This is a genomic window from Schlesneria sphaerica, from assembly GCF_044336245.1.
Taxonomy (GTDB): domain Bacteria; phylum Planctomycetota; class Planctomycetia; order Planctomycetales; family Planctomycetaceae; genus Schlesneria; species Schlesneria sphaerica.
In genome coordinates this window covers 2131657-2156738 of the sequence record NZ_CP172346.1, presented here as the reverse complement: position 1 = coordinate 2156738, position 25082 = coordinate 2131657, and the positions used below count along the sequence as shown (strand labels likewise).

Annotated in this window: 16 protein-coding genes and 1 tRNA gene; 6 read left to right on the top strand and 11 right to left on the bottom strand. The window is 56.7% G+C overall.

Annotated features, from left to right (window positions below):
- Positions 1-271: 271 nt before the first annotated feature.
- The 3 genes from ACGY09_RS07935 to ACGY09_RS07925 all read right to left on the bottom strand — a co-directional run bounded on the left by ACGY09_RS07935 (position 272) and on the right by ACGY09_RS07925 (position 4519).
- On the bottom strand, positions 272-2239 hold the full coding sequence (locus tag ACGY09_RS07935) for a thioredoxin-like domain-containing protein (protein WP_373650820.1): 1968 nt from the start codon (positions 2237-2239) through the stop codon (positions 272-274).
- 295 nt (positions 2240-2534) lie between these two features.
- A complete protein-coding gene (locus ACGY09_RS07930) occupies positions 2535-2963 on the bottom strand; it encodes a hypothetical protein (protein WP_373650821.1) in 429 nt (142 codons plus the stop codon).
- Between the two features lie 197 nt (positions 2964-3160).
- Positions 3161-4519 carry an asparagine synthase-related protein gene (locus ACGY09_RS07925; protein ID WP_397571125.1) on the bottom strand — a complete coding sequence of 453 codons (1359 nt, stop codon included), beginning with the start codon at positions 4517-4519 and terminating at the stop codon, positions 3161-3163.
- A 727-nt stretch (positions 4520-5246) separates the two neighbouring features.
- On the opposite strand from ACGY09_RS07925, the gene ligA reads away from it, so the two are divergent.
- The gene (gene ligA / locus ACGY09_RS07920) at positions 5247-7304 is read left to right on the top strand and encodes an NAD-dependent DNA ligase LigA (protein ID WP_397571124.1); all 2058 of its coding nucleotides are present in this window, start codon (positions 5247-5249) and stop codon (positions 7302-7304) included.
- Positions 7305-7379: 75 nt separating this feature from the next.
- Here ligA and ACGY09_RS07915 read toward each other — a convergent pair whose 3' ends face one another.
- From ACGY09_RS07915 to lepB, 3 genes are all read right to left on the bottom strand, one after another.
- A complete protein-coding gene (locus tag ACGY09_RS07915; RefSeq protein ID WP_373650824.1) occupies positions 7380-8156 on the bottom strand; it encodes a PIG-L family deacetylase in 777 nt (258 codons plus the stop codon).
- 63 nt (positions 8157-8219) lie between these two features.
- Positions 8220-9236, bottom strand: coding sequence for an alpha/beta fold hydrolase (locus ACGY09_RS07910; protein WP_373650825.1), 1017 nt, complete (start codon positions 9234-9236; stop codon positions 8220-8222).
- Between the two features lie 118 nt (positions 9237-9354).
- Positions 9355-11106 carry a signal peptidase I gene (gene lepB, locus ACGY09_RS07905; RefSeq protein WP_397571123.1) on the bottom strand — a complete coding sequence of 584 codons (1752 nt, stop codon included), beginning with the start codon at positions 11104-11106 and terminating at the stop codon, positions 9355-9357.
- 278 nt (positions 11107-11384) lie between these two features.
- On the opposite strand from lepB, the gene ACGY09_RS07900 reads away from it, so the two are divergent.
- Together ACGY09_RS07900 and ACGY09_RS07895 are read left to right on the top strand one after the other, a co-directional pair.
- Complete coding sequence (locus ACGY09_RS07900) at positions 11385-12587, top strand: DUF6263 family protein (protein ID WP_397571122.1); 1203 nt, start codon at positions 11385-11387, stop codon at positions 12585-12587.
- A gap of 170 nt (positions 12588-12757) precedes the next feature.
- Positions 12758-13717: a universal stress protein gene (locus ACGY09_RS07895; protein ID WP_397571121.1), complete on the top strand. Its 960-nt coding sequence runs from the start codon at positions 12758-12760 to the stop codon at positions 13715-13717.
- A gap of 190 nt (positions 13718-13907) precedes the next feature.
- Here ACGY09_RS07895 and ACGY09_RS07890 read toward each other — a convergent pair whose 3' ends face one another.
- Positions 13908-15221 (bottom strand): ammonium transporter, encoded by a 1314-nt coding sequence (locus ACGY09_RS07890; protein ID WP_397571120.1) that lies wholly within the window; start codon positions 15219-15221, stop codon positions 13908-13910.
- Between the two features lie 4 nt (positions 15222-15225).
- Here ACGY09_RS07890 and ACGY09_RS07885 point away from each other — a divergent pair, with 4 nt between their 5' ends.
- Complete coding sequence (locus tag ACGY09_RS07885; protein WP_397571119.1) at positions 15226-15594, top strand: hypothetical protein; 369 nt, start codon at positions 15226-15228, stop codon at positions 15592-15594.
- Between the two features lie 173 nt (positions 15595-15767).
- On the opposite strand, the gene ACGY09_RS07880 is transcribed toward ACGY09_RS07885, so the two are convergent.
- Positions 15768-17981 (bottom strand): hypothetical protein, encoded by a 2214-nt coding sequence (locus ACGY09_RS07880; protein WP_397571118.1) that lies wholly within the window; start codon positions 17979-17981, stop codon positions 15768-15770.
- A 661-nt stretch (positions 17982-18642) separates the two neighbouring features.
- Here ACGY09_RS07880 and ACGY09_RS07875 point away from each other — a divergent pair.
- Positions 18643-20352, top strand: coding sequence for an FAD-dependent oxidoreductase (locus tag ACGY09_RS07875; protein WP_397571117.1), 1710 nt, complete (start codon positions 18643-18645; stop codon positions 20350-20352).
- A 259-nt stretch (positions 20353-20611) separates the two neighbouring features.
- The gene (locus tag ACGY09_RS07870; RefSeq protein ID WP_397571116.1) at positions 20612-21544 is read left to right on the top strand and encodes an epimerase; all 933 of its coding nucleotides are present in this window, start codon (positions 20612-20614) and stop codon (positions 21542-21544) included.
- 294 nt (positions 21545-21838) lie between these two features.
- Here the strand turns inward: ACGY09_RS07870 and ACGY09_RS07865 are convergent.
- The 3 genes from ACGY09_RS07865 to ACGY09_RS07855 form a co-directional block, all read right to left on the bottom strand.
- A tRNA-Pro gene (locus ACGY09_RS07865) sits at positions 21839-21913 on the bottom strand.
- 78 nt (positions 21914-21991) lie between these two features.
- The gene (locus ACGY09_RS07860; RefSeq protein ID WP_397571115.1) at positions 21992-22936 is read right to left on the bottom strand and encodes a ParB/RepB/Spo0J family partition protein; all 945 of its coding nucleotides are present in this window, start codon (positions 22934-22936) and stop codon (positions 21992-21994) included.
- A gap of 339 nt (positions 22937-23275) precedes the next feature.
- Positions 23276-25039 carry an ArnT family glycosyltransferase gene (locus tag ACGY09_RS07855; RefSeq protein WP_397571114.1) on the bottom strand — a complete coding sequence of 588 codons (1764 nt, stop codon included), beginning with the start codon at positions 25037-25039 and terminating at the stop codon, positions 23276-23278.
- Positions 25040-25082: the final 43 nt, after the last annotated feature.

The following is a 25082-nucleotide window of genomic DNA, read 5'->3' as shown; positions in this document are numbered from 1 at the left end:
GGCGACGCATTCAAGACGGACGACGACATTCCCAACTCCAGGGTAGGCACCGGGAGATCGTCACTTTGGGGGGCGACTCATTTCGGGGGCGAGTCAGAGCCATCGGGCCGCAAGTCTGACCCGGACATTCTTCCTCATGGATGTGCTGGCCAGACTGTTTGTCCGTTTTCCTCTCATTGAAACGCTTTGTTTTCGAGGGAATGAATGCAGGAAGGGTGCTGGAATCGAGTCCAGCACCCTTCTGAATTTGTGTGATAATCAGTTTGACTGACTATTTTGCTTTTTTGCCTTGGGCGACGTTGTCACCGGTCTTCAGCAGATTGGGGAGTTCGGTTTTGACATCCGTCAGGGTGGCGTTTCGATTGACGACTTTCCCTTCGCGGTCCACCAGAAACATCGTTGGAAGCGAGATAATCCCAAACGATTCAGCAATGGGACTGTTCAGTCCGCCGGACTGCGTCGTCTGGTTGGGTTGATAGATGTGCTTCCAGTTCATCTTGTGCTTCTGTACGAATGGAAGGGCCGTCGATTTGTCAAAGTCGAGTGAAACTCCAACGATTTCAAAGCCTTTCGCCTTGTTGTCCTGGTACAGCGCTCTCAGTTGCGGAACATCATCTTCGCAGACTTTGTATTCGCTCGCCCAGAAGACGACGAGGACGACTTGTCCCTTGAGGCTCTTCACATCAACGACTCCGCCACCCAGACCCGGTCCTGACAGCGCCAGATTCTGGCCATTCAGTCTCAGTCGTTTCAGAGCGCCTTGCGCACGCGGGGCCATTGCCGATTTGGGCTTTTCTTTCAGCAGCCTCTGATACCACTCGGTGGCCTCTTTACTTCGCCCCTGCAATTCTTCGTGTGTGCCGAGCATGACCATTGCATCATCTGCATCGTCGGATGTCGGATACTTGGTAACAAAGCTGTCGAGACCTTCCAGCCAGGCCTTTTGAACTTCTGCCTGCTTGTCCTTATCTTCTTCGGCGGCCTGAAGGTTGACGTAGTACTCGGCCTGCAGCAGCCGGTAAGTCGTATACGGGAGCAGCGGCGAATCGGGAGCAGCCTTCGTCAGATCCGTTTCGATTTCCTTCAGCGCTGCAACGCCCTCAGGAAATGTTCCCATCTGCGAAGCGAGGGCGTACCCATCAACTGTCTGCTTCATCAGCAGTGACTTCTCTTCATCAGTCTCCGCAAGTTCGATTGCTTCTTTCAGGAGTGCGGCACGCTTGGTCATCAGGGTCTTGACCTGCTCGGGTGGCTGACCTTGCTTCATCAAGCTCGTCTCGATCTCCTGAAGTTCTTTCAGGATTTTTTCGACCTTGGGAGACGGGCCTGCGGGGCCAGGAGTGATCGTGCTCGACGCGACGATCGGCTCCATCAGGATTCCGCCGCTGGTCGTCATGACTTCGCCTTCGATCGGAGTCGGAACCTGTGTCAGCTTCCAGACGTCGCCGACACGAATCATTTCTCCAATCTGGACCGCGTTAAACTTGGATTGCGTTTCCACAATCGCCATCGCGCTCTCGTACACCAGCAAATCGCCCTTCGCTTTTTCATCATCCGCAGGAATCAGGCTGGGCATTTGAGCATCGAAACGTGTCCAGCGGCTCTGAGCGGACAGCGTTTTCGTTTTGGCCATGACGGCCTTGGCTTTTTTACCGGGGTCCGCAGCGGCTTCGAGCAATCGCGCGGAAATCCGGGAATCCACGCCAAGTGACTTCAGGTCATCCTCATTGATCATGATGGACTGAAAGGCGGCTTCGTCCCCTGTGATCAATGCGCGAAGCGCTTCTTTCGATGCTTCGGCTGCGGAAAGGATCTTCCATTCGTCAATTCGACCATCTTCGTTGGAGTCGATTCCCCAGCGCGTGCCGCCCAGGTTCAGCCACCGGCACTGATCGACCTTATTGTTATTGTTCGTGTCGATGTCACGATAGACTTCCACGCCGTGATTGTAGTACCGCCACTGGTCAATCCCGCCGACGCCATCGGTATCGAGAAACTTACGCAGGACCTGCCCGGCGGGACCGAGTACCACCCATCCGTTGATTTTGCCTCGGCGTTCGACTTCCACTTTGCATTTCGCGTAGTCGGCCGGTTTGGGGGTTTCGAATTCAACATCTTTCTGGCGGGGCACGAAGGCCATCGTATCTGCAACTTTCGGCGGATCGGCTGCCCATGCGGAACTGCCCATCGCTGAACTGGCCACCAGTAGTGCCATTAAACGAAAACTCTGCGAAGTCATCCTCGCCACTCCATTGAAGCGATCCAAAATCTTTCCCGGCGCCAAAAGAATCTTTGGACACGGAATCCATTCGTCGCGGGATTCTAGGAGATGACCAATTTCTCGTCACCAGCAGTTTCGGCCGTAGCCCTCCCCGCGCATAGGCGCAGCTGGGCGAATCGGTCGATGCTCAGTACGAGTGGCACCGCTGTGACTGATCCGTGACGTGAACGTTTTCAAAACGTCGCCTACCACGGACGTCCAGCGAATTGGCTGCTCAGCGGGGCTCGATCAACGAAGTGAGATGTGCGCAGCGTCAATTTCCCTCGACTGCCTGTTCCACGACGACCAGTTTGTGATTCACCTCGTCGTATTGATACTGCTTGTTCCCGGGAAGGACGGGCAGTTTGATGTTGTTTGCCTTGATGATTTTCTCCATGAACTCATCGTAGTTCGCGGGAAATCGCCCATGCTCCGCCTCGAACAGTCGCAGGGCTGATTCGATCGATGATTTGGAGATTTGTTCCAGCATCGGTCCGTAGGCCGACGTGGGGGCAGTCAGTGGATCGGTCGCATGGATTCGGGAATCGCTCACAGTCTGAGCGGCTGCCGGATCGAACTTTCCAACTTCCTGAGTTGTCTTGTTAATGATTGAATTCGGCGACTTTTCGACCTGTTTTTCGAGGTTCTCCATGCAGCCAGAAAGCAGCACTGGGAGAGTCAGGGTGTAAAGTTTCCGGACCATCTTGGGAAATCCTCATCGGGTATGTCAGGTGTGGTATCAGAGGGCAATGCCGCCTCTGCCATCGATTGCCTGTGCCATCGATGTCGTGAAATGAAATCGTTCGTTGCGAGTCTGCCTGACGCCAACTGAGACGAGCGACGCGCCAAGCGAAGCCCTCGCCATCGCTGACGAGGGCTTCCTTTCGATTGGCTGGACGGTCACACGAACTGCCTGAGGAATCGGCGTCGGTATTCGTTCGGGTCTGCCGGAAAGATGGTTTGATAGCTCTTCTCGTCGGTGGCTCCGCGTTGAAAGCGACGTTTCTCGAATGTCGGCATCGACAGGCCGGTAACCGCCTCGACACCACGTCGAACGATTTCTCCCTTCAATGCGTAAAGACGAGATTCGTCCCAGTCTGTCAGCTCGATAAATGGAATCCCTTCTGCCACCTCAATGACGTTGGGCAAGGCAAAGGGGCTGAACCCGTGGAATCCGAGAGCAGCGACAGGGGCGGAAGAGCGGACATGGCCTCGGCTTTGCCCACCTGAATACGTGAGCGAGTGTTTAATCGCATGCACGCCCCACCCTTCCTGATACAGCATCTGATTATTCAGCACGCTACGAATTGTGAGTTCGGTATTTTCATGGATCGGGTAGTCCTTGAGGTTCTCGTCGCCACCGTCGCCATCCACCAGCCACTTCCAGTCAGGATATCGATCCCGGATTCCCTGGCAGAGAGCCAGTGTCATCGTCGCAGACTCGACATCCAGCGGCTTGTAATCTTCCACGGTCCGGATTGCGGCATCCACGGAAATGGACTCAATCGGAACTTCGATCCGTTCCATCAAGTATTCGAGGTCCAGCGCAGATAGAAACTGGGAAGCCTGCTGAGCATCGGCCCCATTTCCACCCACGTCGAGAGTGAACGCTTTCAACCGTTGCGGGGCTTCACCTCGTGATAGCAGCAGATGGTAAAGTGTCAGTAACACCGACCCGCTGTCGATCCCCCCCGAGAACAGCACCCCGATAGGTTGCGGTGATTGACCAGGTCTTTCAGCTGCGTCCGTCTTCGCGACGTAGTCGAGCCATTTATTGAGTTCGTCCGCCAGTGCTCCAATGTAGGCGCGGCCGATTTCATCGAGGTTTGTGCTCAGTCTGTTCCGCTGAGGATCGAAGAAACGCGAGTATGTTGGACTGGGGTCAGGACAGCCCACGAGTGCCAGTTCCGTCAAATGATGTGCCGGGACCATGCGGGTGTAGCTGGGGTGGAACTGGTTATCGAGTCCTTCGGCCTTCAACCAGTTCCAGATTTCATCAATCCGCTCGGCAACGATCAGCACTGGTCCCGCATGTTTCTTCGCGATGAAGTACCGTAGCGGGCGGCCGATGGATCGAGCCATCCTGATGATTTTGCCCGCCTTGTGGACGAGAGCAAATTGACCATCGATTCCCCTGACCTGTTGTGGATCACCCGAAGCGACACGTGAAAGTGCTTCTTCGGCAGACATGTTCAGAAAGATATTTCTTCGTGGATCAACGAGGTCAACGAGACGTTCAATCAGTTGGACGGATTGCATGGTGGCTCCTGAATAGCTAACTCGACTTCACACGCAATCATGCATTCGAAGCCCCCTGATGGCAAATGAGCAGACCTGTTCTTGCGGATCGTTGTCCCGAGGGGGGCCTGTTGATCCTCCCTGCTTCCCAACGCCCCCTCGCCGGAACGCTGCATAGAAAACGGGTGCAGGATTGAAGCGATTTCTCCTGACTTCTCAATTCCGCCAAAGATTTCAGGGATCTGTTCCGAAAATAACTCCTGAGCGAAGTATTCCGGAACGATGTCGAGGGGAATGAAGTGGTTCTTTCGACGCGCAGATCGGAGATTAGCAGGATGATTGTCTGAAATTCCCGCGTCGAACAGCCGTGTCCGATTCCTCGTTTGGACAGGAGCAGATGGTAATTTGGTCCCAGTTCGTTGAAACGCAAAGGAGTTGGCAGAATCAAAGTCCTCTTGCGCGGGTAAACTGGCGTAGTCGATGTTTCGACTGCTGAGCGCTGCGCTCAGCAAAACAGCTGTTTATCGTTCGATTTCGAATCCGTGAGAGGGCTCGGCCGTGATTGCTCGAGTCAGACTCTGGCTGGCGAGCGGCAGAACTTGTTTCTCAAGCCTCACGTCCACGGGTTCGTGTGCTCTTCCCCGGTAGAACTGGGACGTAAACTCTCTTACACTTCTGCCGTGACGACTCTCGCATCGTCGGCAAGGTCCTCGCACTGAAGGACGATTCTTTCTCTAAAGCCTGTTTCATGAGCGACAATTCATCTCACGAACCCCCTCGCGACGAAGTTGAGCGACTGCGGACTGAGATTCGACGCCACGATGTCCTGTATTACCAGCAGGCGAAGACCGAAATCTCGGACAAAGATTACGACATCTTGATGCGAAGGCTCGTGGAACTCGAGACGGCGCATCCCGAGTTACAGTCGCCGGACAGTCCTACTCAGAAGGTGGGCGGAGCACCGGTTCAAGGGTTTGTCACGGTCGAACATCGTGTTCCCATGCTTTCGGTCGACAACTCGTTTACCGAAGAAGAGCTTGCCGATTTTGGCGGGCGCGTTGTCCGACTCATCGGACCGGATCCTGTTGAGTGGATCGTGGAATACAAAGTCGACGGGGTCGCGCTGTCACTCATTTACGAAAAGGGGCGACTTGTCCGTGGTGTGACTCGCGGGGATGGTCGCCGTGGCGACGACGTGACCCACAACGCACGGACCATCAGCGGTGTCCCCTTAATTCTGTTCGGTGACGTTCCGGATGTGCTCGAAGTTCGCGGCGAGGCGTATATCGGCAACAGGGACTTCGCTCAGCTTCAGGCAGACATGGTCAGTGCGGGCGAAGAGCCTCTGAAGAATTCCCGCAATGCAACGGCTGGGGCAATCAAACTGCTGGATCCACGACTGTGTGCACGGCGCAAACTTCGGTTTTTCGCTCACAGTGTCGGCAGCCTGGAAGGGGCCAGCTTTTCAACTCATTGGGAATTCCTCGAAGCAATTCGCCGCATGGGGATTCCCGCCGTTGAAAAGACTTCCGTTCAACCGAGCTTCGAAGCCGCAGTGGCCCACACGCAGAAACTGATGGAAGACCTTCACGAGCTCGATTTCGAAGTCGATGGAATTGTACTCAAGGTGAACGATCTGCGAGTTCGCGAACAACTCGGCATGACAAGCAAATCCCCGCGCTGGGCCATTGCTTATAAATGGGTGAAGTACGAAGCGGAGACGAAGGTCAGAGACATTCGGATCACTGTCGGGAAAACGGGAACATTGACGCCGACCGCCCATCTGGAACCGGTCGAGATTGCGGGAACTACCGTTTCTCGCGCCAGCCTGCACAATCGCGATGAAATTGACCGGTTGGGCGTGCAGCTTCACGATTGGGTCATCGTCGAGAAAGCGGGAAAGATTATCCCTCACGTCGTCCGCGTTGAGCAGCACAAGCGCGATGGGACACAAATTCCCTATCAGTTCCCGACGACCTGTCCAGAGTGTCAGACCCCCGTCGTCCAGGATGAAGATGGGGTCTACATTCGCTGCCCGAATCCGGGCTGTCCTGCGCAATTGCGCGAGAGTCTTCGATTCTTTGCCTCCCGTGCCGCAATGGATATTGAAGGGCTCGGCGTGAAATTGATCGAGCAACTGACGGGCAAAGGACTGCTGACGAGTTTTTCTGACATCTATCGCCTGAAAGAGAAACGGGCTGAGCTACTCAGCTACGATCGACTCGGTGAAAAATCAGTTGATAACCTGCTCGTGGGCATTGAGGCGTCGAAACAACAGCCCCTTTGGCGACTCCTCACCGCGCTGAATCTCCGCCACGTCGGAACCAGAACAGCGCAACAACTGGCCGAACGATTCGGTGCCATGGAGATCCTCGCTGCTCAGTCGGAACAGCAACTGAGCGAAGTTGATGAAGTAGGCCCGGTCATTGCAAAGTCGGTCGCCGCATTTTTCCAGAGCGAATACGGTCAGAAGATCGTCGCTGAACTCCGCGAATTGGGCGTTGCCATGGGGGACGCGAAGGCGGCCGCGGAGGCTGCCGCAGAGCGTGCGGCAGGTCGGTTAGTGGGGAAAACGCTCGTGGTGACCGGTACACTGACACGCTTCAAACGAGACGAGATCGTTGAACTGATCCGCAATCACGGCGGCAAGTCGGCGGGAAGCGTTTCCAAAAAGACAGACTATGTCGTTGCCGGAGCCGATGCAGGAAGCAAGCTCGCCAAGGCAGAAGAACTGGGAGTGCCGGTCCTCACGGAAGACCAGTTTCTTGAGTTGATCGGCAGTCCCGTTGACCCTGAGAGCACATGATCGATCCGCTGGGGATCGATCGTGTGTTCTTCCCACTTCCACGAAACCGAGGTCTGCCCGCCTCCCTGCCCCGCTTCATGGTGCGCCGATGTTCGGGTTGACGGACGGGGGCGTTGTGCCGGTGGGGCACAACGTGGCTACCAGATCTCGAACTCCCAGCGGCGTCGCGCTGATTAACAGCTCTCCCGCTTCAAAGCCAGCAGTCGCTCCATAGAACCGGTTCTGGCTCTCGACGAGTCGGAAGACACGGTCTTTGGAGGGAGGGAATTGGGTTTTATAAGCGCGAACGGCTTCCAGTTTCGTTGAGAGTGTTGCTGAAATATCGACGACAAAGCGGCCGGACAGTTCGGGCTGTTCCAGTGTGGAAAGCCCAAGCGGGTACCACAGTTGCTTCGTGACGGTATGCACGTTCAGCCCGGCGAACTCGTCATCCCACTTCGTTAGCCGACTATAAAAAACCGCCGCGTCCGTGATCTGCATTGCCTGCCAGTGGTCAGGTGATGCCATCGGAGTCTTGCCCGCGATCCCCAGGACGATCTTAGGTCGCCAGTGCCGAATGACACGTGCGAGTGCGATCCGTGCTGCGAACGAATCAAACAGGCAGCGGTTTGGCAGCGTCAGCGTCTCGCGCATCTGAAGGCCGAGAATGCGCGCGGCTTCCTGGGCTTCGTCAAGGCGAGTCTGAACACCGGGACTTCCCGGCGTTGGTTCTCCATTCGTTAAGTCACAGATTCCGACCTGATATCCCTGGCGGACCAGATTGGCGAGAGTTCCTCCCACTGCGATTTCGACGTCATCGGGATGAGCTCCAACGGCGAGCACATCCAGGGGGCGTGGCAGGTCTTCACTCATAGCATTTTCCGAAGTAGGGTCTTTCGAGATTTTCCTGACTGTCGCAGCGCGATCGCCAGACAGTCAGATTCCGCCGCTCTGCGGGAGGGCTGTGGCCACAAACATTCTAACCAGTTTTGCGACGCGATGAGGATGAGTCAGGTAGGGGTGTTGCCCTGCAGAATGCATCCATTCAGTCCGGCAATTCAGAAGTTTTTCTGTAAGTACATCTTGAGCCTCGGCCGCAATTCGCCCTTCCCCTTCTGTACGCAGAAGAAGAGCTGGCGCGGAGATCTCCGAGAGTCGCGACCGAATATCATACGAATGCGCGGCGAATGCCTTCTCGGCGAGGTCACGGAGGGGAATCGTCCCGGTACTTTCGAGCAGGAATTCGAAGCGAGATGAGTCGAAGGGTGGAAACCATGGTTGATGATTCACCGCCTGGAATCGACGCCGTTGCGGAAGGTCGTTCAGGTTTCGAGACGACTGAAGACAGACCGACGCGAGTGCTCTCTCGAAGTATGACAGCCGTCGATAGGCAAATCCGTGCTGCAGGAACAGGTGCTCGATCGATGCCGGGGAGTGCAGTGCAGCCTCCATCGCCACCGCCGCCCCGAACCCGGCACCGTAGATTGAGACGCGCGAATCTCCCTGTTCGTTGGCAACGGCGAACAGGTCAGCTGCAAAGTCGGTGATGGTGGATCGTGAACTTTTCTTTGGGTGGGTTGCCGTAACGTCGAAGACCACACACCGAAACTCATCTTTCAATAACCAGAGGGTGAGTGCGAAGAGTTCTGCTGTGCCCGCGAAATGGTTGAGGAAGTACAGCGGGGGACCGCTTCCCCAGGTTCGACCAAGGATTCGATGACGCCCGTGATCAAACTGCCACGGGGTACTTTCCGAATGATACTTCTCGAGAATCTCTTGCCACATCAGCGGAGCCGGACAGGGTTCACCGGCGCCATCGATTCGGGGGTCCGCATCAGGCGACCGTGAATCTGGGTACGGGTGCAGTCCGGCGGTTTTCGAGGATGCGCTGACCGCATCTCCCGCTGCAGGAAATTTTGAGCCTGAAGTGAACGTGGTTTTGAGATCCGACATTTTCACGGCTGCTTCGTAGGAATGACTGCATGTGACCAGACCGAATCATCCCGCGTCGGGCGGGAACTTCAACCCTGTCCTCTTCCTTATGAATGAAACAAGCGACTGCGACCGGATCTCACCTCAGAAAACGAATCCGTTCCCAATCAGGAATCCGCAACTGAAGTTCGCGATTGCCCATGCGAAGGCTGCCCGGCTTTGATGGTAGGTGAACGAGAAACGGCTTCCCTATCAGGTGCGTTTGATTCACGACAGGACTGTTCCAGCGGCGGCTGTCATGTGACACGGGGCTGTTGTCCCCCAGGACAAAAAATTCGTCCTTCTTCAGTTGGTACGGCCGGTTGATGGCATGTCGACTGCGCGTGTCGGTGTAGTAAACGTCACGATAAAGCTTGAGCTGATCAATTTTGACGTCGAGCCCGCGAGCACCGACTCGGAGTGGAATTCGTGACGGAGGAACCGAGACGGGGTAGTCGAATTGCCACGGAGGCATCACAACTTGACCGTCCACCGCGATGAGAACTTGCTTATCGATCAGTGAAACTTCGATCTTTCCTCCGCTCTTTGACATCGACTTCGGCCATGGTGCGACAGCGACTGCTTCTGACTGCCACTCCGTTCCTGTAGGCTCCGAGTTCAACGGAACCCCTTGTTGAAGTGGTTCTTCGTAGAGCAGGACCTCACGGTGAACGATGTCGAAGACCACGTGATAGATCATCACGCCATTGGTGATTTCAACGAAGAATTCTCCTGACCCTCCTTCAATGGTGACCTGGGCGGAAACCATCAGATCCCGGACGGGATTCGGGGCACCGACTTCGTCTACCGGGTTGTATCCGTAACTGTCCGAGACGCTGACCACATGTGATGCCTGGTACAGATCAAGAACCGCATTTCGGAACGCCTCGTCGTCGGACAGGTCCAGCAGCTCGCGTGCGGTCGATGCGGACAAGGTTCCCGTCACACTGAACTCGCCTGAGCGTGGATCAAACCGGAGTCCAGACGGAGGGACCGATGCTGTGTTAACGTCTGTGGGCCATTGTTCGAGATGGACTGAGGTATTATGTAGCCCCCCCGATCGAACCCAATGGTGGTACTCGACCCAATCAATTGGCTCTTTGTCGGGGCGTCGGACGTGTCCACCTTTCATCTGGAAACCGGTCCCCAGTGCCTCCCATCCGGCATGACTGCGCTCATCTGGTTCGACTGTGGAAATGGCTGCTTCCCAATGAGGGTGGAATCCGTCATCATCCGCGGGAAGATGACTGTGGTCATGGACCAGAATCCGCGTCGCCAACTGTTGCTGGTATGTTTTCCGGGCAATTTCGTCATTGACGTAGACATCGCCCGCGATGATCTGGATCCGCTCACCGGGCAGTCCCACCAGGCGTTTGACATATGCTTCCGTCGGCCGGGCCGGGTTTCGGAAGACGATCACATCCCAGCGATGGGGTTGTTGATAGAGGTATGCCTGCTTATTGACCAGTAGCTGATCGCCGTGGTTTCGGGGTACGTCCGACACATCAATACCCGGTTGACCGCAATTCGGACAGACGGCGCGCGACCGGCTGGTCATGACTCGATTGGCTTCGGGGTCATCGTCTGTATCGTAGGCCGTTCCAAACGGGAAGGTGGTCTTACATGTCGGGCAGACGACGCGCTTGTGATAACCGAGTAGACAGGGAGCCATCGATCCTGTCGAGATCATGTAACCTTCTGCGGCAAACGTGCGGAATAACAGGACGGCGATAAACAGCGAAACGAATGCTTCCAGAAGGGCCCGGAAAGTCCCACGGTTGTCCTGTTCGATGTGCGGGCTGTTGGAGTCACGCCTTTCATCGTTCGGCAAATTGGATGGAAGTTCAGTCATTGATACCAGCCATGGCCATGAAGCACGATTCCGTTCCTCCGATTCACGCCTCTTGTGTGCCACTACCGCTGCGGCGACGGATCCAATTCAGTTGAAACGGAACTACGTGATTCTATCGCAACGAGCAAGAACCGGGAAATAGCAGCGTTGCCCAGATCCGTCTTCGCGCAGAATTGGCCGATTGTTATCTTGCCGACCTGCCGCAAACGGGCTCCAAGTCACGATTTTGAGCGACGAGATGATCTTGTCGCCGCGACGCCACCAGGGAAGGTTGAGCGATGTCACTGAAAACCGCAACAGCAGCGCCGCTAGTCGCATTGCTACTCTCGCTTACGTTGTGTGTTACCGGAGCCGGCTGCAGTTACTTGATGCCCACAGTCGTCGACGATGATATTGACCTGGCTGAGCTCGACGATGATGGCAAACAGGAACTGGTGGATGAAGAAGAAGAGGATGAGTTCGAAGAACTGGATGAGTCGCCTTCCAAGGTTCAGGATCTGGACGGAAAATCCAAGAGCGGTGACCGCTATCCTCTGTCCAAAACTGTTGAGCACCGGCTGACGCAGATCGACAACGAAGGGACACGGACAAGTACTTCGCGGGCTGAAATTCAGTTGACCCTGGTCGTTGATCGAGTCCTCTCGGACGGCCGCAAACAGATGAGCGTCACCTACGATCGGGTTCAATTTGAGCAACTCTCCGGCGGCAGGCGGGTTTTCTACTCTTCAGACAAGGTGGGGGAACCGGTACCGCCAGAGGCGTTCCTGTATGCCGGCCTCGCAGGGAATGGGTTCGGATTCTGGCTCGATGCCTCTAATCAGGTTTCGGACGTCACCGGTTTCAGCGACTTTCTTCAGCGCTGCCTGCGGAGTGTTCCGCTGGAACATCGCGAGAACGTCAAAATGCAACTGGACGCCTCCAAGTCGGAAGACGGGGTCGCTACGTTTATCGATGACAGCGTCGGAATGCTGCCGTACCGATTTGACCCCAGACATACCAATGTGGCCGTATCACAAGGGACGGAATGGGAGCTGGCTCCCCGCTATTGCGACTCCCCCGTCCAGATGATTACGAACGTCCAATGTGTCCTGCGAGAGCTCACCGCGAACTTCGCAGACATCCGTCTGACCGGGCAGATTTCCGGTCCGAACGAGCCCGTCACCGTGCAGCACGCGGAAGGTGAGTTCACGGTGCTGGTCAAAGGAGGGAAGTGTAACGGGACATGTCGAATCGATCGCAGGACTGGATTGCCAACACTTTCGCAGATTCAACACGATGTCGACCTGGTCATTGAGTTCCCGGACGGAAACAGGGTTGAACAGAACAAGGTCACATTCAGCACGTTGTCATCCCAGTCGAGCCTGCTCCAGCGGCCGGAAGCGTATTCAGATTCCCATGTCGAATCCGCGAGCTACCAGCAAAGCTTCAGAAAAGAGAAGCCGGGCCGAGTTGTTCCCGCAGGCAAATTCCGGCAGAATTGATCGCAAGCTCTCACTGACACTTCCACGCAATTCGTTTGCGGTACCTCAAACGCAACCCGGTCACATCCTTGAGATGGTGGCAGAGCTCTGCTTGCGGAACTGCTTCGATACCGCAGTCGACGTGTCTGTCGGGGGTGGACTTTTCATTGACGCGATCAGGACACGCCCCCATGCCGCATTTGCAGAACATCCTTGTCGGTGTTGACCTCCACCACGGTGACCGAATCGCATCCTCGAATATTGGAGCTGAGTCGAAGGCTGCTGTTGATGAGGCCATTCAGCTTGCACTGGTTTCGGGCGGGGCGATCACTTTCTGTTCTGTGCTCGAACTCACAGCGCAGAGCCAGTCTCTGATCGAAAAGGATCACGAGAACATTCTGAAGACGGTTGAAGATTACGCCAGCATTACACTGTCAGAGCTGGTGGAATCGGCGAACGCGCAAGGGATCGCCGCGGAAAGCCGAATTCGATTCGGTGCCGCCTGGGAGGAACTTTCCAAGGAGAGCGCCGAAGGGAAGTACGACGTCGTTCTGGTTGGCACCCGTTCAAGGACTCGCGCTGCGACGCTTTTGTTTGGAAGCACCGTTCAGAAGCTCATGCGATTTGCCCCCTGCCCTGTCTGGGTTGCCAAGCCTTCAGAGGTGCGCGAGATTCGGGAAGTCGCCGTTGCCACCGACCTGAGCGATGCCTGCTTGCCGGCGATCAAAGTGGCTGCGGCAATCTCACGGCAAATTAACGCCAAACTGTATGTGCTGCACGTTTTGGAAACGGGTGACTTACGGTATCTCGCGATTGCGGGAGTGGCTGAGGAAGAACTCCGCGACACAGAGGCGCAGCTGCGGATCAACGCGGTGCAGAAGCTCAAAGAACAACTCAGTCAGGTGAACCTGAGCGGACTTCAAAATGGAGTTCATTCCGAAGTTCTCATGGGTGACCCCGACACAACCATTCCTCAGTTCGTTCTTGAACGGCAGGTTGATTTGCTTGTGATCGGAACGCATGGTCGAGGTCTGGTCTCCGGACTACTGTTGGGGAATACAGCCGCGAGAATTCTGCCAAGTCTGCGGGCATCTCTGGTCGCGGTGAAGCCCGCCGGATACGTCAGTCCCTATGCGAAACCGGTACGGTGAGTCACCTCTCTGCGGGAGAGATTCGGTTCGTCCGCTCCCATGAAGGTAAGGCCCGATAACGTCGTCCTCGCTCGAGTCAGCAACTGAAAACGAAAGAAGGGGGAACCAGATCATTTCCGGTTCCCCCTTTCTAACTGTCACTCTTCACCCCGGCTTTGACCGGCCAGTGATGAGACTCGGCAAGTAGACTTCAGTGGCTGGGAGCCTGCATCACGAAACCAGGATAGGCTTCGTTACCGTGTTCGCCGATGTCCAGACCTTCAATTTCTTCTTCACGCGAAACGCGGAGTCCGAAGATTGCTTTCAGGATCAGGAAGGACACAAGTGACAGCGGCAAGACGTAGGCCGCAGCCGCGACGACTCCAGTTGCCTGAATGACGAGCTGTTCTGTCCCCCCTCCCATGAACAGTCCCTCTTTGACGGTACTTCCATCGATATAGGGCTTTTCTGCAAAGAGGCCGATGCAGAGGGTTCCGAAAACGCCATTGGTCAGATGCACTGATGTCGCGCCGACGGGATCATCGACTCCAATCCGATCGAAGGCCAGAACTGAGACAACGACAATGACCCCGGCAATCGCACCAATGATGGCGGAACTCCACACGGAGACGAATGGGCATCCTGCAGTGATCGCAACGAGTCCGGCAAGACTGCCGTTCAAGGTCATCCCCAGGTCAGGTTTACCCAGAAGAGTCCAGGCGGTGGCTGTGGCAGTGAGCGTGGCGATTGCGGCTGCTGTATTGGTGGTCAAAGCAACATGGGCCATCGGGGCGGGGACAACACCCATGAAGCTGCCCGGATTGAATCCGAACCAGCCGAACCAGAGGATGAAACAGCCGATTGTGGCCAGCGGCATGCTGTGACCTGGGATTGCGAGTGGCTTTCCTTCCGGACTGTATTTTCCGATGCGGGGGCCGAGAATCAGTGCGCCAGCAAGCGCCGCCCAGCCACCCACAGAGTGGACCTGGGTTGAACCTGCGAAGTCGGCGAATCCCTTTGCAGCCAACCAACCTCCGCCCCAGATCCAGTGGCCGACGACTGGGTAAATGACCGTCGCCATCAGGAAGCTGAAGAAAATGAACGAGTGATACTTGATTCTCTCGGCAACGGCTCCTGACACGATGGTGGCTGCCGTACCTGCGAACACCAACTGGAAGAAGAACTTCGCATAGAGAGGGACACCTGAACCGCTGATGGCGGCGTAGTCGCCCTTGTAGTCGTTGCCGGTTGCGGGGCTGTTATCCGTAGCAGCACCACTGAGGAACCACAGACCTGCCTTGCCGAAATAGCCGCCGTCACTCTTTCCTTCCGAGTCATTCCCGAACATCAGTCCCCATCCAACCATCCAGAACGCCAGGGCGGATACGGCGAAGACGATGAAGTTCTTGGAGAGGATGTTGACGCAGTTCTTGGACCGGCACATTCCCGACTCGACGCAACCGAATCCAAGGTTCATAAAGAATACCATGAATCCCGCGATGAGGACCCACAGTGTATCGAGCATGATTTTGAGTTCCGCCGTTGTCAGCGGGGCGGCAGGAGTTTCAGCGGCGTTTTCGGAAGCAGGCGCAGATTCAGGGGATGATGCCTCAGGTGTTGTGACTTCGACAGGAGCGGCATCCTGCGACCAACCAGTCGATGGCAAACTCATTGTGAAAAGTAAACACATCGCGGCCAAGCTGGCGGAGATACACCACCTGCCACTCAACACATTCAGCATTCTCATCGTGCGCTTCCTCAATGAATTTCAAGCCAACAACATTCGACAAACGACATCTGTCTCGCCAACAGGGAGCCAGCGGAAAGTCGAGTCGATCCTCGCCGCCCGCTGGCGCGAGTTCGCCAGAACGCAAGCGGCGTGCCTGAAACGGGCTTGAAATTCACCAGACAGCCCCGTAGACCCGCGGCGTGCCTACAGGAAAAGCAGTTTGCACTTGGATAACGCTGCAAGTTCGTGGGAAAAGGTGCTTTCCCCAGTCGCTTTCAGCGGCAGAGAGAATGCTCACGCACGGGGCAAGTCTGCCAGCGAACCGTGCGGCGTCGGAAATTGTCAGGGGGCCTTGATCAAGCCATTATTCCGTTCGATCAGTTCCTCTAAACGGTGGACTTGGGTCTCTCGCTGGGCAGGGGTACCGCCGAGAGCCCGAAACTCGGTCTTCCGCCCGGTGAGGCGTTCCACCCAGAAGTCAGCCAGTTCCCGGATCTCCGCTTTTGGGCTTCGCATCCAGTTAACGAACTTCCAGGATGTTGTTCGTGAATTCGTCACGTCATCCCGAGTAAAGCCCCAAAGCATTTCGAAGATCGCTTCCGCCTCGGCGGGGGGATAGTGCAGTTCCAGTTCTTTCATTAACTGCGCTCCATTTTCGGGATGCATGGGCAACCATTGTCTCAGGCCGTCACGGGCAACGAAGCGAGCCTCTTCATGAGGACATGACGCTAGAGTTGCTACGAGCGCGGGACAATTCTCAATCGCTGACAAGCTCTGCGCCGCCAGTTCCGCGAGCTTCGGAGACTTTGACGTTTTCACCACCGTGAGCATGGACTCGTCGATGGGTTGGTTCAGTTCAAACATTTTTTCGAACTGCACCTGGGACTGGTATCTGCGAATGGGAAGTGCTTTGCGCTTGGAATTGTCGCACCAGTCTGGCACAGAAGTGAATGAAATCGGATTCGAACGGATCTGAACGTCTTTCTCGGGAAGAATGATCAGCGCCTGATGGTCACGAATATCCTGCGAATGACCCAATGCGCTGGTCCATTTAGCTCTGCCGGAGATGACATACAGTGTCGCCTGATACCAATGTTCGTCATGCAATTTCTGGAACTCAATCGCCTCCCGAGGCGTAACTTCCAGCCCACAGACAGTGTCGCTGTCGACCAACTCCAGCTTCCAGAGGTCTCGTCCAATGTTCACCCCGATCGCAGCCGTGTTGCCGTTGTCCTGGCGACCCTGCTGAAATATCAGCTGGCCCTTTCGAATGCCTAAACCGGGAATCCCGGACTGTGCCGGGTTCATGACGTAAACCGCGGTGTTCCCGATGAGCGTCGTGCGCAGCCGGCCCTTGTCGAAATCCAGGGTTGCTTCAAAGGGCTCGAAGGTTGTCAGGAACTCCCCAACGTTGAGGGCTGACCGATGAGGTACGACAAGCCATTGCCGTTTGGCATCGAGACGAGCGAGGACTCCTTCGTTGGACGCATAGGCGACGTCCACCTGAGGAACGGGTTCGCCCTCTTTCAGGAATGTGGGAAGCTGATTGACGGCGACTGCCGGGGCGGGAACATCGACATGTGGCTCTTCAGGCTGAGCCGGTTCCGGCACTTGCTCGGTCTGTTTGGGGACAGTAGCACCGACTGGCGCCGGTAGCTCTTCGACATCCGGTTCGTCTGGAGGAGGCATCGGATCAAGCCCTTCCGGAATCGATGGACGCGCTGGTGCAATTGCGGATTCGGGTGTTGCAACCGGTCGGGAATCTGCTGCCAGTTCCGTACGAGACTCGTCCGTAGCAACCAGGCTTTTGTCCGCGGCGACCATCGGTTCGGCATCCGTGACAGTCTCGGTGACTTCACTCTTGCCGCGAACTTCCTTTCGCTCAATCTCGTTTTTGGCTTGCTTCAGTCCCGTGATCAACCCAGGAGCAAGCAAGAGAAAGCAAAGGATCGCCAGCAGTCCCACGACGGCCGAGGGGAAAATTCGTAGCGGCCAGGGTGACGGCTTGAGATAGTCGGGAACTGTCTTCACGGACTCGTCCACGTCGTGTGAGTGCGTTGCTGCCCCGCGCGCTGGATTAGCCACTCCGTTTCGAATGGAGATTGATTCGGGAGTTCGTGACCTTGAAGCGACACCCTTCTCGGCAGGGACGTTCAACTGGGACGAAGCGTCGACCGGACCCAAGGCGTAGAGTGATTCGCGACTCTCGTTTGACAGCTCGATTGGATTCGCCAGCCAGACAGGTAATACCTGGTGGCACGCTGCAACTTCCGCGAGCAGCTCATCGGAAGAAAGCAGGACCCGTTCGACATCTGCATACAACTCGGGCGGAAGCGTCGTGTCGAGGTACTGCGAAACGATGTTCGGATCAATTCCGATTTCGGGGCCGGACACGTCAGGTGCCTTGAGCCGACGCCGTCGCATGACTTCCCTGATCCGGCTCACGAGCACCTGAGCGACCGGGCTCTCTTGGATTTTCTGCCCAATGATCTTGGTGTCGGCGGGTTCAAGGACGTCATCCAGGTACGCCAGAAGCGTTCGCAATGTGAGTCGCATCGTCAGGACCTCTACTTCAACAGCTCTTACCAGAACTCAATCTTCCCGATCCGGCAGGCCCACACGTGGGTCAGGAACTTCGAATTCACCTGGATGCACCCTGCCGGAATCGATCCGAAACGGGAAGCCAACACCTCCCGGCGCGGATTCCTATTTCAATAGTGGAGTCGTCCGAGGAAATCCGTACAACTTTTTTCTGTGCGGTCCGCCGAAATCGCCGGGGGGACTTCCCACTTTGTCCACAAGCAGCGTGAGAATCCGTGCTTTGTGAGGCGACGCGGGTGATGGGAGTCCCGGGAAAATTCTCCTGCGCGAGCATGCCAGACCCAAGTCCATTAGAATTGAAAAATCATTCGAGGCCTTCAGATGCTCCGGTAGCAACCTGTGGCAGGACAGAGATGTCCGTCCTGGATTCTGATCTCTCGTCGGTGTGCGCGAGATGGGGCTACCTTGGACAGTTCCGGAGAAGCGGTTGCGATGACCTGTTACCAGCGACCGAAGGGCCGAGATACGGAAATTCGGGCCAATGAATGTTGAGAGATTCCAAGAATTCTCTTCCGACCATGACACAGTCCAATACAGAGCGGATCAATGCAATGCAGGAGGAATCAGGTCTAGGTGAACCTCGCATCGTTTCACGTGAAACATGCAAAGGGACACGATGACCGTGAACTATGATTTCGTCGTCGTTGGACAGGGCCTCGCCGGGACCGCGCTCGCATGGTGGCTGCGCTGGAGTGGCCACCGCATCCTGGTGATCGATCGTGAAGAACCCGTGACGTCTTCCCGAGTCGCCGCCGGATTGATGACTCCCATCACCGGTCAGAAATTGATTCCTTCCTGGCGGTTCGACGAGTGCTGGCCAGTTGCGGTGTCGTTCTATCACCGCGTCGAGCAGGAGAGCGGAGCGACGTTCTTCCACCGACCGGCGATGCTTCGGCTGCTCTCGACCGAAGCAGAAAGCGAAATGTTTTATCGCCGAGCCTCGGACCCGCAGTTCCGTGACAAAGTCCAGCAACCCAGTTCCAGACTGCGTCCGGAATGGTTTTATGAGTACCGCGATGCCTTCGAAATGAGAGAAGGAGGCAAGCTCGACGTCGCCCGTTACCTGGACGCGTCGCGCGAAATCTTCCGCGCGGCCGGGGCCTATCGGGCACACGATCTCGACGTTTCACGTGAAACGGAGCCTGGTCCAGAGTACGTCGAGATTCGCTCCCTGGGAGTCCGCACCCGAGGGATTGTCTTCTGTCAGGGGATCGCCGGGACTACCAATCACTGGTTTGAGGATGTGCAGTTCAAACCGGCAAAGGGTGAGATCCTGACCCTCCGAATTCCCGGGCTGACGGAACAGCGGGTTATCCACCGAGGGATCTGGCTGGCCCCACTCGGAGACGACCTCTTCCAGGCAGGAGCGACCTATGACTGGAAGGTGCTCGACAACCGTCCGACTGATGCGGGCCGTGAGGAGATCCTCTCACAAGTCCAGAAGATCCTCCGGCTGCCAATGGAAGTGGTCGGACATCATGCCGCGGTGAGACCCATTCATCGAAACCAGTATCCTGTCCTGGGACGGCATCCCCAGCAGCCGCGGATGGCCTGCTTCAACGGGCTGGGCTCAAAGGGAGCTTTGCACGCACCTTACTTCGGCAGGCAGCTCGCCGAACACCTCACTAGTGGGGCGCTCATTGACCGCCAGGTCGATTTGGTGCTGAAGACCCGATGGAGCTCAATTGCGGGACATTTCTCCGCAGGTCAGAATCAGCCATCGAGTGGTGCTTCGTCTGGAAAGAGACCGCGGGCCCTCCCATTGACGCGACAGGCTCAGCTCGCCGTCAGTGAGGTGGTCGGGCGCGGAGACATCGTGATCGACGCGACGGCCGGTAATGGTCACGATACTCAGTTCCTGGCAGAGCTGGTTGGCGTGGATGGGCAAGTCCACGCATTCGATATTCAGGAAGTTGCTCTCGAAAATACGGCACGTCGAATATCGGAGTCGGGACTCGCCAACGTCCGGCTGTGGCATCATGATCATGCTGAACTGTCCGACGTACTCCCATCAGAACTGAAAGGTCGTGTCGCGGCGATCATGTTCAATCTGGGCTACCTTCCGGGAGGGGATAAGTCTGTCATCACCCGCGCGGAATCCAGTGGCGAAGGTGTCTTCAAAGCGGCTGCCCTCCTGAAGCCGCGGGGGATCATGACGGTCCTCGCCTACACCGGCCACGATGGCGGGCAATCCGAGGCGGACCGGATTGCCTCGATCCTGGCAGCGTTTCCAGCAGACGAGTTCGAGATCAAGACTGTTGAGAGCCAACCAGGGAGATCGGCGGGCCCTCGATTGTTTCACGTGAAACGGCTGAAGGCTCGCTGACAGTTTTGACACGACGCCGCGTCCGCAATTTTCTTCGAGACGACGGGGTGCGCCGCAGGAGGCCACGTTTCCACTTGCTTCTGGAGAGGGACCGTGCTGAGCTGACCGAGGTTACTGACGGCGCCGCCTTCCGGTTAATTATCGCAGGAGGATCTCGGTTGTCGTCCGGGAACCGCTTTCTCAACACGCTACGGAAGGCTGAGCCCACAGTCCATTCTGGGAGAAGTCCCCAGCCGTTCGAGGCCGCCGGGAGAAAGAGATGTCCGGACCTGATACTAGTCGACCTGTCGTGATCGCCGGGGGAAGCGGCTTTATAGGGACTTCGATTGCGGAGTATCTTCACTCCCGTGGATGGGCGGTCATTGTCCTGTCCCGTCACCCCTCGCGGCGACAGCTTCCGTGGCGCTGTGTGTCGTGGGACGCGCGAACGAAGGGGGAATGGTGTTCTGCTCTGGATGGGGCCGTTGCCTTGGTTAACCTCGTCGGACGGAGTGTCGACTGTATCAAGACTCCCGACAATCAGGACGAGATTCTGCGATCTCGAGTGGAGGCGACTCGCATCCTGGGGTTTGCCGTCCGAAGCGCCGATCAGCCACCTCCTGTCTGCATCCAGATGAGTTCGGCTCATATTTATGGGGACCCGCCCGAGATCAAATGCACTGAGGATTCACCCACCGGATGTGGCTTCGCACCCTGGGTGGCAAAACGCTGGGAGGAGGAGTTTGACGCATGTTACCTTTCCTCCCAGCGGCCCGTTGTCTTAAGAACGAGCTTTGTCCTTGGGCGAGATCGAGGGGCTGGACAGGGAGCACTGAACCGATTGCTGAGATTGGCTCGCTGGGGTCTGGGTGGAACGATCGGGGGCGGCTCGCAGGGGATCAGTTGGATTCACGAACTGGACCTGTGCCGACTGGTGGAGCGGAGCCTTCTCGACCCCGGGCTGCGAGGTACCTACATTGCATCGTCACCAAATCCGATCCCCTCGCGCGAGTTCATGTCGCATCTGCGATCGGCTGTCGGAGCGCCCATCGGGTTACCAGCGACAGCTTGGATGGTGCGGTTTGGTGCGCACTTGATTCTGCGAACAGATCCTGAACTCGCCCTCTATGGCCGCTACGTCGTGTCTGAAAGATTGAAGGAACAGAAATTCGAGTTCCGGTCCCTCGGATCGACGAGGCGCTGCGGGACGTGATTCGGAATGAGGTTGCCTGAGCTAGGCTAGGTCCTGGTCACGGGGGCCTCGCCGCAAACCCGCACGTTGAGTGGCTGTACTAACAGCCGGACATTGTTCTGCGGGGCGCCGACGGCTGTCCTGCATCATTCCTTCCCCCCCCCCCGATGATTGAGTCGATTGCCACGCTCAACGTCGACTCTCCGACGAGCAAGCCAGAGGACCAGTGAGTGGGATCTGCGAGATCCGCAACGGGAGGGTGCAAAGAACGAAACAGCCCTCTGACGAATTCGCCAGAGGGCTGTTTCAAGCATGTCGGGATGACAGGATTCGAACCTGCGACTTCCTGGTCCCAAACCAGGCGCTCTAGCCAAGCTGAGCTACATCCCGAACGAGGCGACAGTTTAGAGAGGAGAGATCATTGCGTCAATGAAGTTCGTTTCACGTGAAACCCTCATTTGCAAGATTTTATGCGGCACGCTGCAACTTCCCCACAATCCGTTCAAAATCATCATTCGAACCGAAGTCGATGACAATCTTTCCCTTGTCCTTGGCTTTTCCCGACAGCTTGATTTCGACGCTGGTTCCGAGCCAGTCGCGGAGCTGATTCTGAAGATCTGCCACATGTGACGTGTGGGAACCGTCAGCTTTGGCGGGCTTCTCTTCGGGATTCACGAAGGGAACGATGTCTGCATCCTTCGGTGTCAGCATTTCTTTGACGGCTTCTTCCGTCTTGCGGACCGAAAGCGATTCCTTCTGGACTCGCTTTGAAAGTTCAATCCGGGCATCTTCGTTTTTCAGGGCCAGCAGCGCACGTGCATGGCCGGCGGTAATCTTGTCAGCTCGCAGGTCAGACTTGACCGCTTCCGGGAGTTCCAGAAGTCGGAGCATGTTGCTGACAGTTGAGCGTTCGAAAGAGAGCCGACGGGCCAGGTCTTCAATCGTGCATCCGAATCGCTTCAAGTAGTCCTGAAAGGCGATCGCCTTTTCGAGGACGTTCAGGTCCTGTCGTTTCAGGTTTTCTTCGAGGGCCACTTCACTGACCTGCTGGTCGGACAAGGCCAGGACGCGGCAGGGAACCTGGCTCAATCCCGCCTTCTTGGCAGAGATCAGTCGACGCTCGCCAGCGACGAGCTGGTAGGAGCTGCCAACCGATCGGACCAGCAACGGCTGGAGCACCCCGTGGGTGCGAATGCTGTCGACCAGTTCATTCAGCGAGGACTGGTCAAAGTCCTGTCGTGGCTGAAACGGATTTCGCTCGATCAAATCGACCGAAATTTCTGTCTGGTCCGACGAGGTCGCCTCGTCAGTCCCACCCATGGACGCCGTTCCGAGCAGCGCGTTTAAGCCTCTGCCCAGTCTCCGTCGGGATGGCTCTGGTGTCGTCGATTCTTGACTGGATTGCTCTTCCATGATTCATTCCTTGTCGAAACGCAGAGTCGTCGCGCAGTCATTGCGGAGAAGATCTGACTCAAGATTAGGGAGTAGAAGTGAATTCGATTCTAGTCACGGGGGCGAAAAACGGACAATAGGAACTTCACGCACGCCGGGTGAGAGTCCTCTCTCGCAGGACCCAATCTGCTCGTTTCGACCTCGCTAAAAAGAACCCCGGAGCATCCCCGTTCCCTGCCCCTCTCGTGGCCGCCCTAAACGCCCGCCTTCCCGGCCGCCTGTTGTACAGAGTCATGGCAATTCGCGGCGACGTGTGCCCGGCGTGTTGAACTGCTTCCGATACAGGAACTTCCGCCGTCTCTACTTGTTCAGGCGGTAAAGCTTCCATTCGGTGAGCGGTAGGCCTGGGCCTGGATCGGGACCTGGATCGGGATGAAGGTCGTCCAGAAGCACGAGATGGCTTTGTTGATGGGATACACTTGTTTGCAGTGAAAACCGGGCAGACTCTAGAACTGAGCGAACATCCGCCGGCACCGATGAGGTTCGAGACGGGACGGCAACGAACGTCGGACGCTGCGGTGTCTGGTTCGCGAATCCCAGATCCTGTACCGGGCCGACTGCCAGGATCCCTTCCGACTTCAGCCCAAAAACAAGGGCCGGTTCGCCCATCACGTAGATGATGGCCTCATCGGCGGGGAACCCCTCTCGGTCATTCACCGCTCGAACTGCTTTGGCAATTTCACTGGAAGTCGATTGCAGATCCGTTCGATCCGCCCACGCGAAACCTGAACCGCTCAACTGTCGAAACGTAGCGATTGCAAGCAGTGCTGCCACGCACATCGCGGCAGGTATCCCCGGCACAGAATTACTCTCTTCATCCTGTCGTGCCTTCCGGCTGCAGAATTCGAACACCATTCCCGGGCCGATCCAGACGGAACAAAGCCACGGGAGGATCAACCGAGGGTACGGGTGGTAGAAAGGGGTAGAAAAGCTCATCCCGACCAGCCATGCAAGCGCGAAGCTGGCTGGCAACTTGCTGTCCTGGAACCGGGATTTCAACACGCCGATTGAGCAGACAGCAACTGAAAGAGCCAGGGTCCCCACCGGGTGTAGCAACAGCGAGAGCATCTCCAACAGACTTCGCGAATGGGATTTTTGCGCCGGATCCCGCAGGTGTCCTGTGATGAGCCGTTCATGAGAAAACAGGGCACTTAGCGGATTGTCATACATCCGCACGATGTCGGCCTGCGACTGGGCGGAGCGGATCCAACCGTTGGTCCCCACGATGTACTGGCGGTGGTTGGTCGCGACCTTTGCATACCCTCCCTGTTTTTGAAGACCCCATAAGACCGGAGACCAGGCAATCATTGCGGTCAATGCGATCAGCAGCCAGCAGATCAGGGTTCTGCGAACCTGTCGTTCTGATTGAGGCAATGCGATTTGCCAAATGACTCCGCCTGTCAAACCGATCGCCAGTGGGAGCCACCCGTTGTATTTGGTCCACCACGAGAGTCCCGTCAGGCCCCCGGCGAGCATAATCTCACGCCACGGTGGGCTCCAGCGGGCCGGTTGCGTCCTGCCCTTTCCGGACCATGGAGATGAGCCTCCTGCTGAGTCCACTGACGCGAATGCTTTCCCCGTGAAGTAGACAGCCCAGAGAATGAAGAGGCAAACGGGGACGTCGGTCAATGCCGCCCGGCTGTAACTGGCATGAAAGTCACTCAACGCGATTAACCATGCCGTAACCAGACCTGCGGTCGGACCGAACCAGCGTCGACAGATCCACCACGCTGATGGGACCATCGCGATTCCGGTGACGAGTGAGGGAATCAGCGGCACGACGCCGCTGGGACGCAGTCCCACCAGCGACGCGAGGATCATTGTCCACTCAATTGCGGCAGGCAGCAGGGGCGGCGCGTAGAGAAATCGTGCGGGGTACGAATAGTCGTTCTCTGCCCCAAACCAGAAATTCGAGGCGTACACTCCTTCGTCGAAGTGCTCGACCGCCATCCTCTCAGGGAAGGCCAGCCGGAAAATCGACCCGGCGATGATCGCTCCGAGCAGCCAGTAAAGCTCGGGCCTGGTCACCTTCTGAGACGCAGATGGTTTTGTGCGATTGTCCATGATCGAGAACATATCGCGCGGATGGTTGGATCGTCTTCCCTGA

Bases quoted from the DNA above. Each gene is read 5' to 3' on its own strand.
- ACGY09_RS07935 (WP_373650820.1), bottom strand. From the start codon at position 2,239: ATGACTTCGCAGAGTTTTCGTTTAATGGCACTACTGGTGGCCAGTTCA.
- ACGY09_RS07930 (WP_373650821.1), bottom strand. From the start codon at position 2,963: ATGGTCCGGAAACTTTACACCCTGACTCTCCCAGTGCTGCTTTCTGGC.
- ACGY09_RS07925 (WP_397571125.1), bottom strand. From the start codon at position 4,519: ATGCAATCCGTCCAACTGATTGAACGTCTCGTTGACCTCGTTGATCCA.
- ligA (WP_397571124.1), top strand. From the start codon at position 5,247: ATGAGCGACAATTCATCTCACGAACCCCCTCGCGACGAAGTTGAGCGA.
- ACGY09_RS07915 (WP_373650824.1), bottom strand. From the start codon at position 8,156: ATGAGTGAAGACCTGCCACGCCCCCTGGATGTGCTCGCCGTTGGAGCT.
- ACGY09_RS07910 (WP_373650825.1), bottom strand. From the start codon at position 9,236: ATGTCGGATCTCAAAACCACGTTCACTTCAGGCTCAAAATTTCCTGCA.
- lepB (WP_397571123.1), bottom strand. From the start codon at position 11,106: ATGACTGAACTTCCATCCAATTTGCCGAACGATGAAAGGCGTGACTCC.
- ACGY09_RS07900 (WP_397571122.1), top strand. From the start codon at position 11,385: ATGTCACTGAAAACCGCAACAGCAGCGCCGCTAGTCGCATTGCTACTC.
- ACGY09_RS07895 (WP_397571121.1), top strand. From the start codon at position 12,758: ATGCCGCATTTGCAGAACATCCTTGTCGGTGTTGACCTCCACCACGGT.
- ACGY09_RS07890 (WP_397571120.1), bottom strand. From the start codon at position 15,221: ATGCTCGATACACTGTGGGTCCTCATCGCGGGATTCATGGTATTCTTT.
- ACGY09_RS07880 (WP_397571118.1), bottom strand. From the start codon at position 17,981: ATGCGACTCACATTGCGAACGCTTCTGGCGTACCTGGATGACGTCCTT.
- ACGY09_RS07875 (WP_397571117.1), top strand. From the start codon at position 18,643: ATGACCGTGAACTATGATTTCGTCGTCGTTGGACAGGGCCTCGCCGGG.
- ACGY09_RS07870 (WP_397571116.1), top strand. From the start codon at position 20,612: ATGTCCGGACCTGATACTAGTCGACCTGTCGTGATCGCCGGGGGAAGC.
- ACGY09_RS07860 (WP_397571115.1), bottom strand. From the start codon at position 22,936: ATGGAAGAGCAATCCAGTCAAGAATCGACGACACCAGAGCCATCCCGA.
- ACGY09_RS07855 (WP_397571114.1), bottom strand. From the start codon at position 25,039: ATGGACAATCGCACAAAACCATCTGCGTCTCAGAAGGTGACCAGGCCC.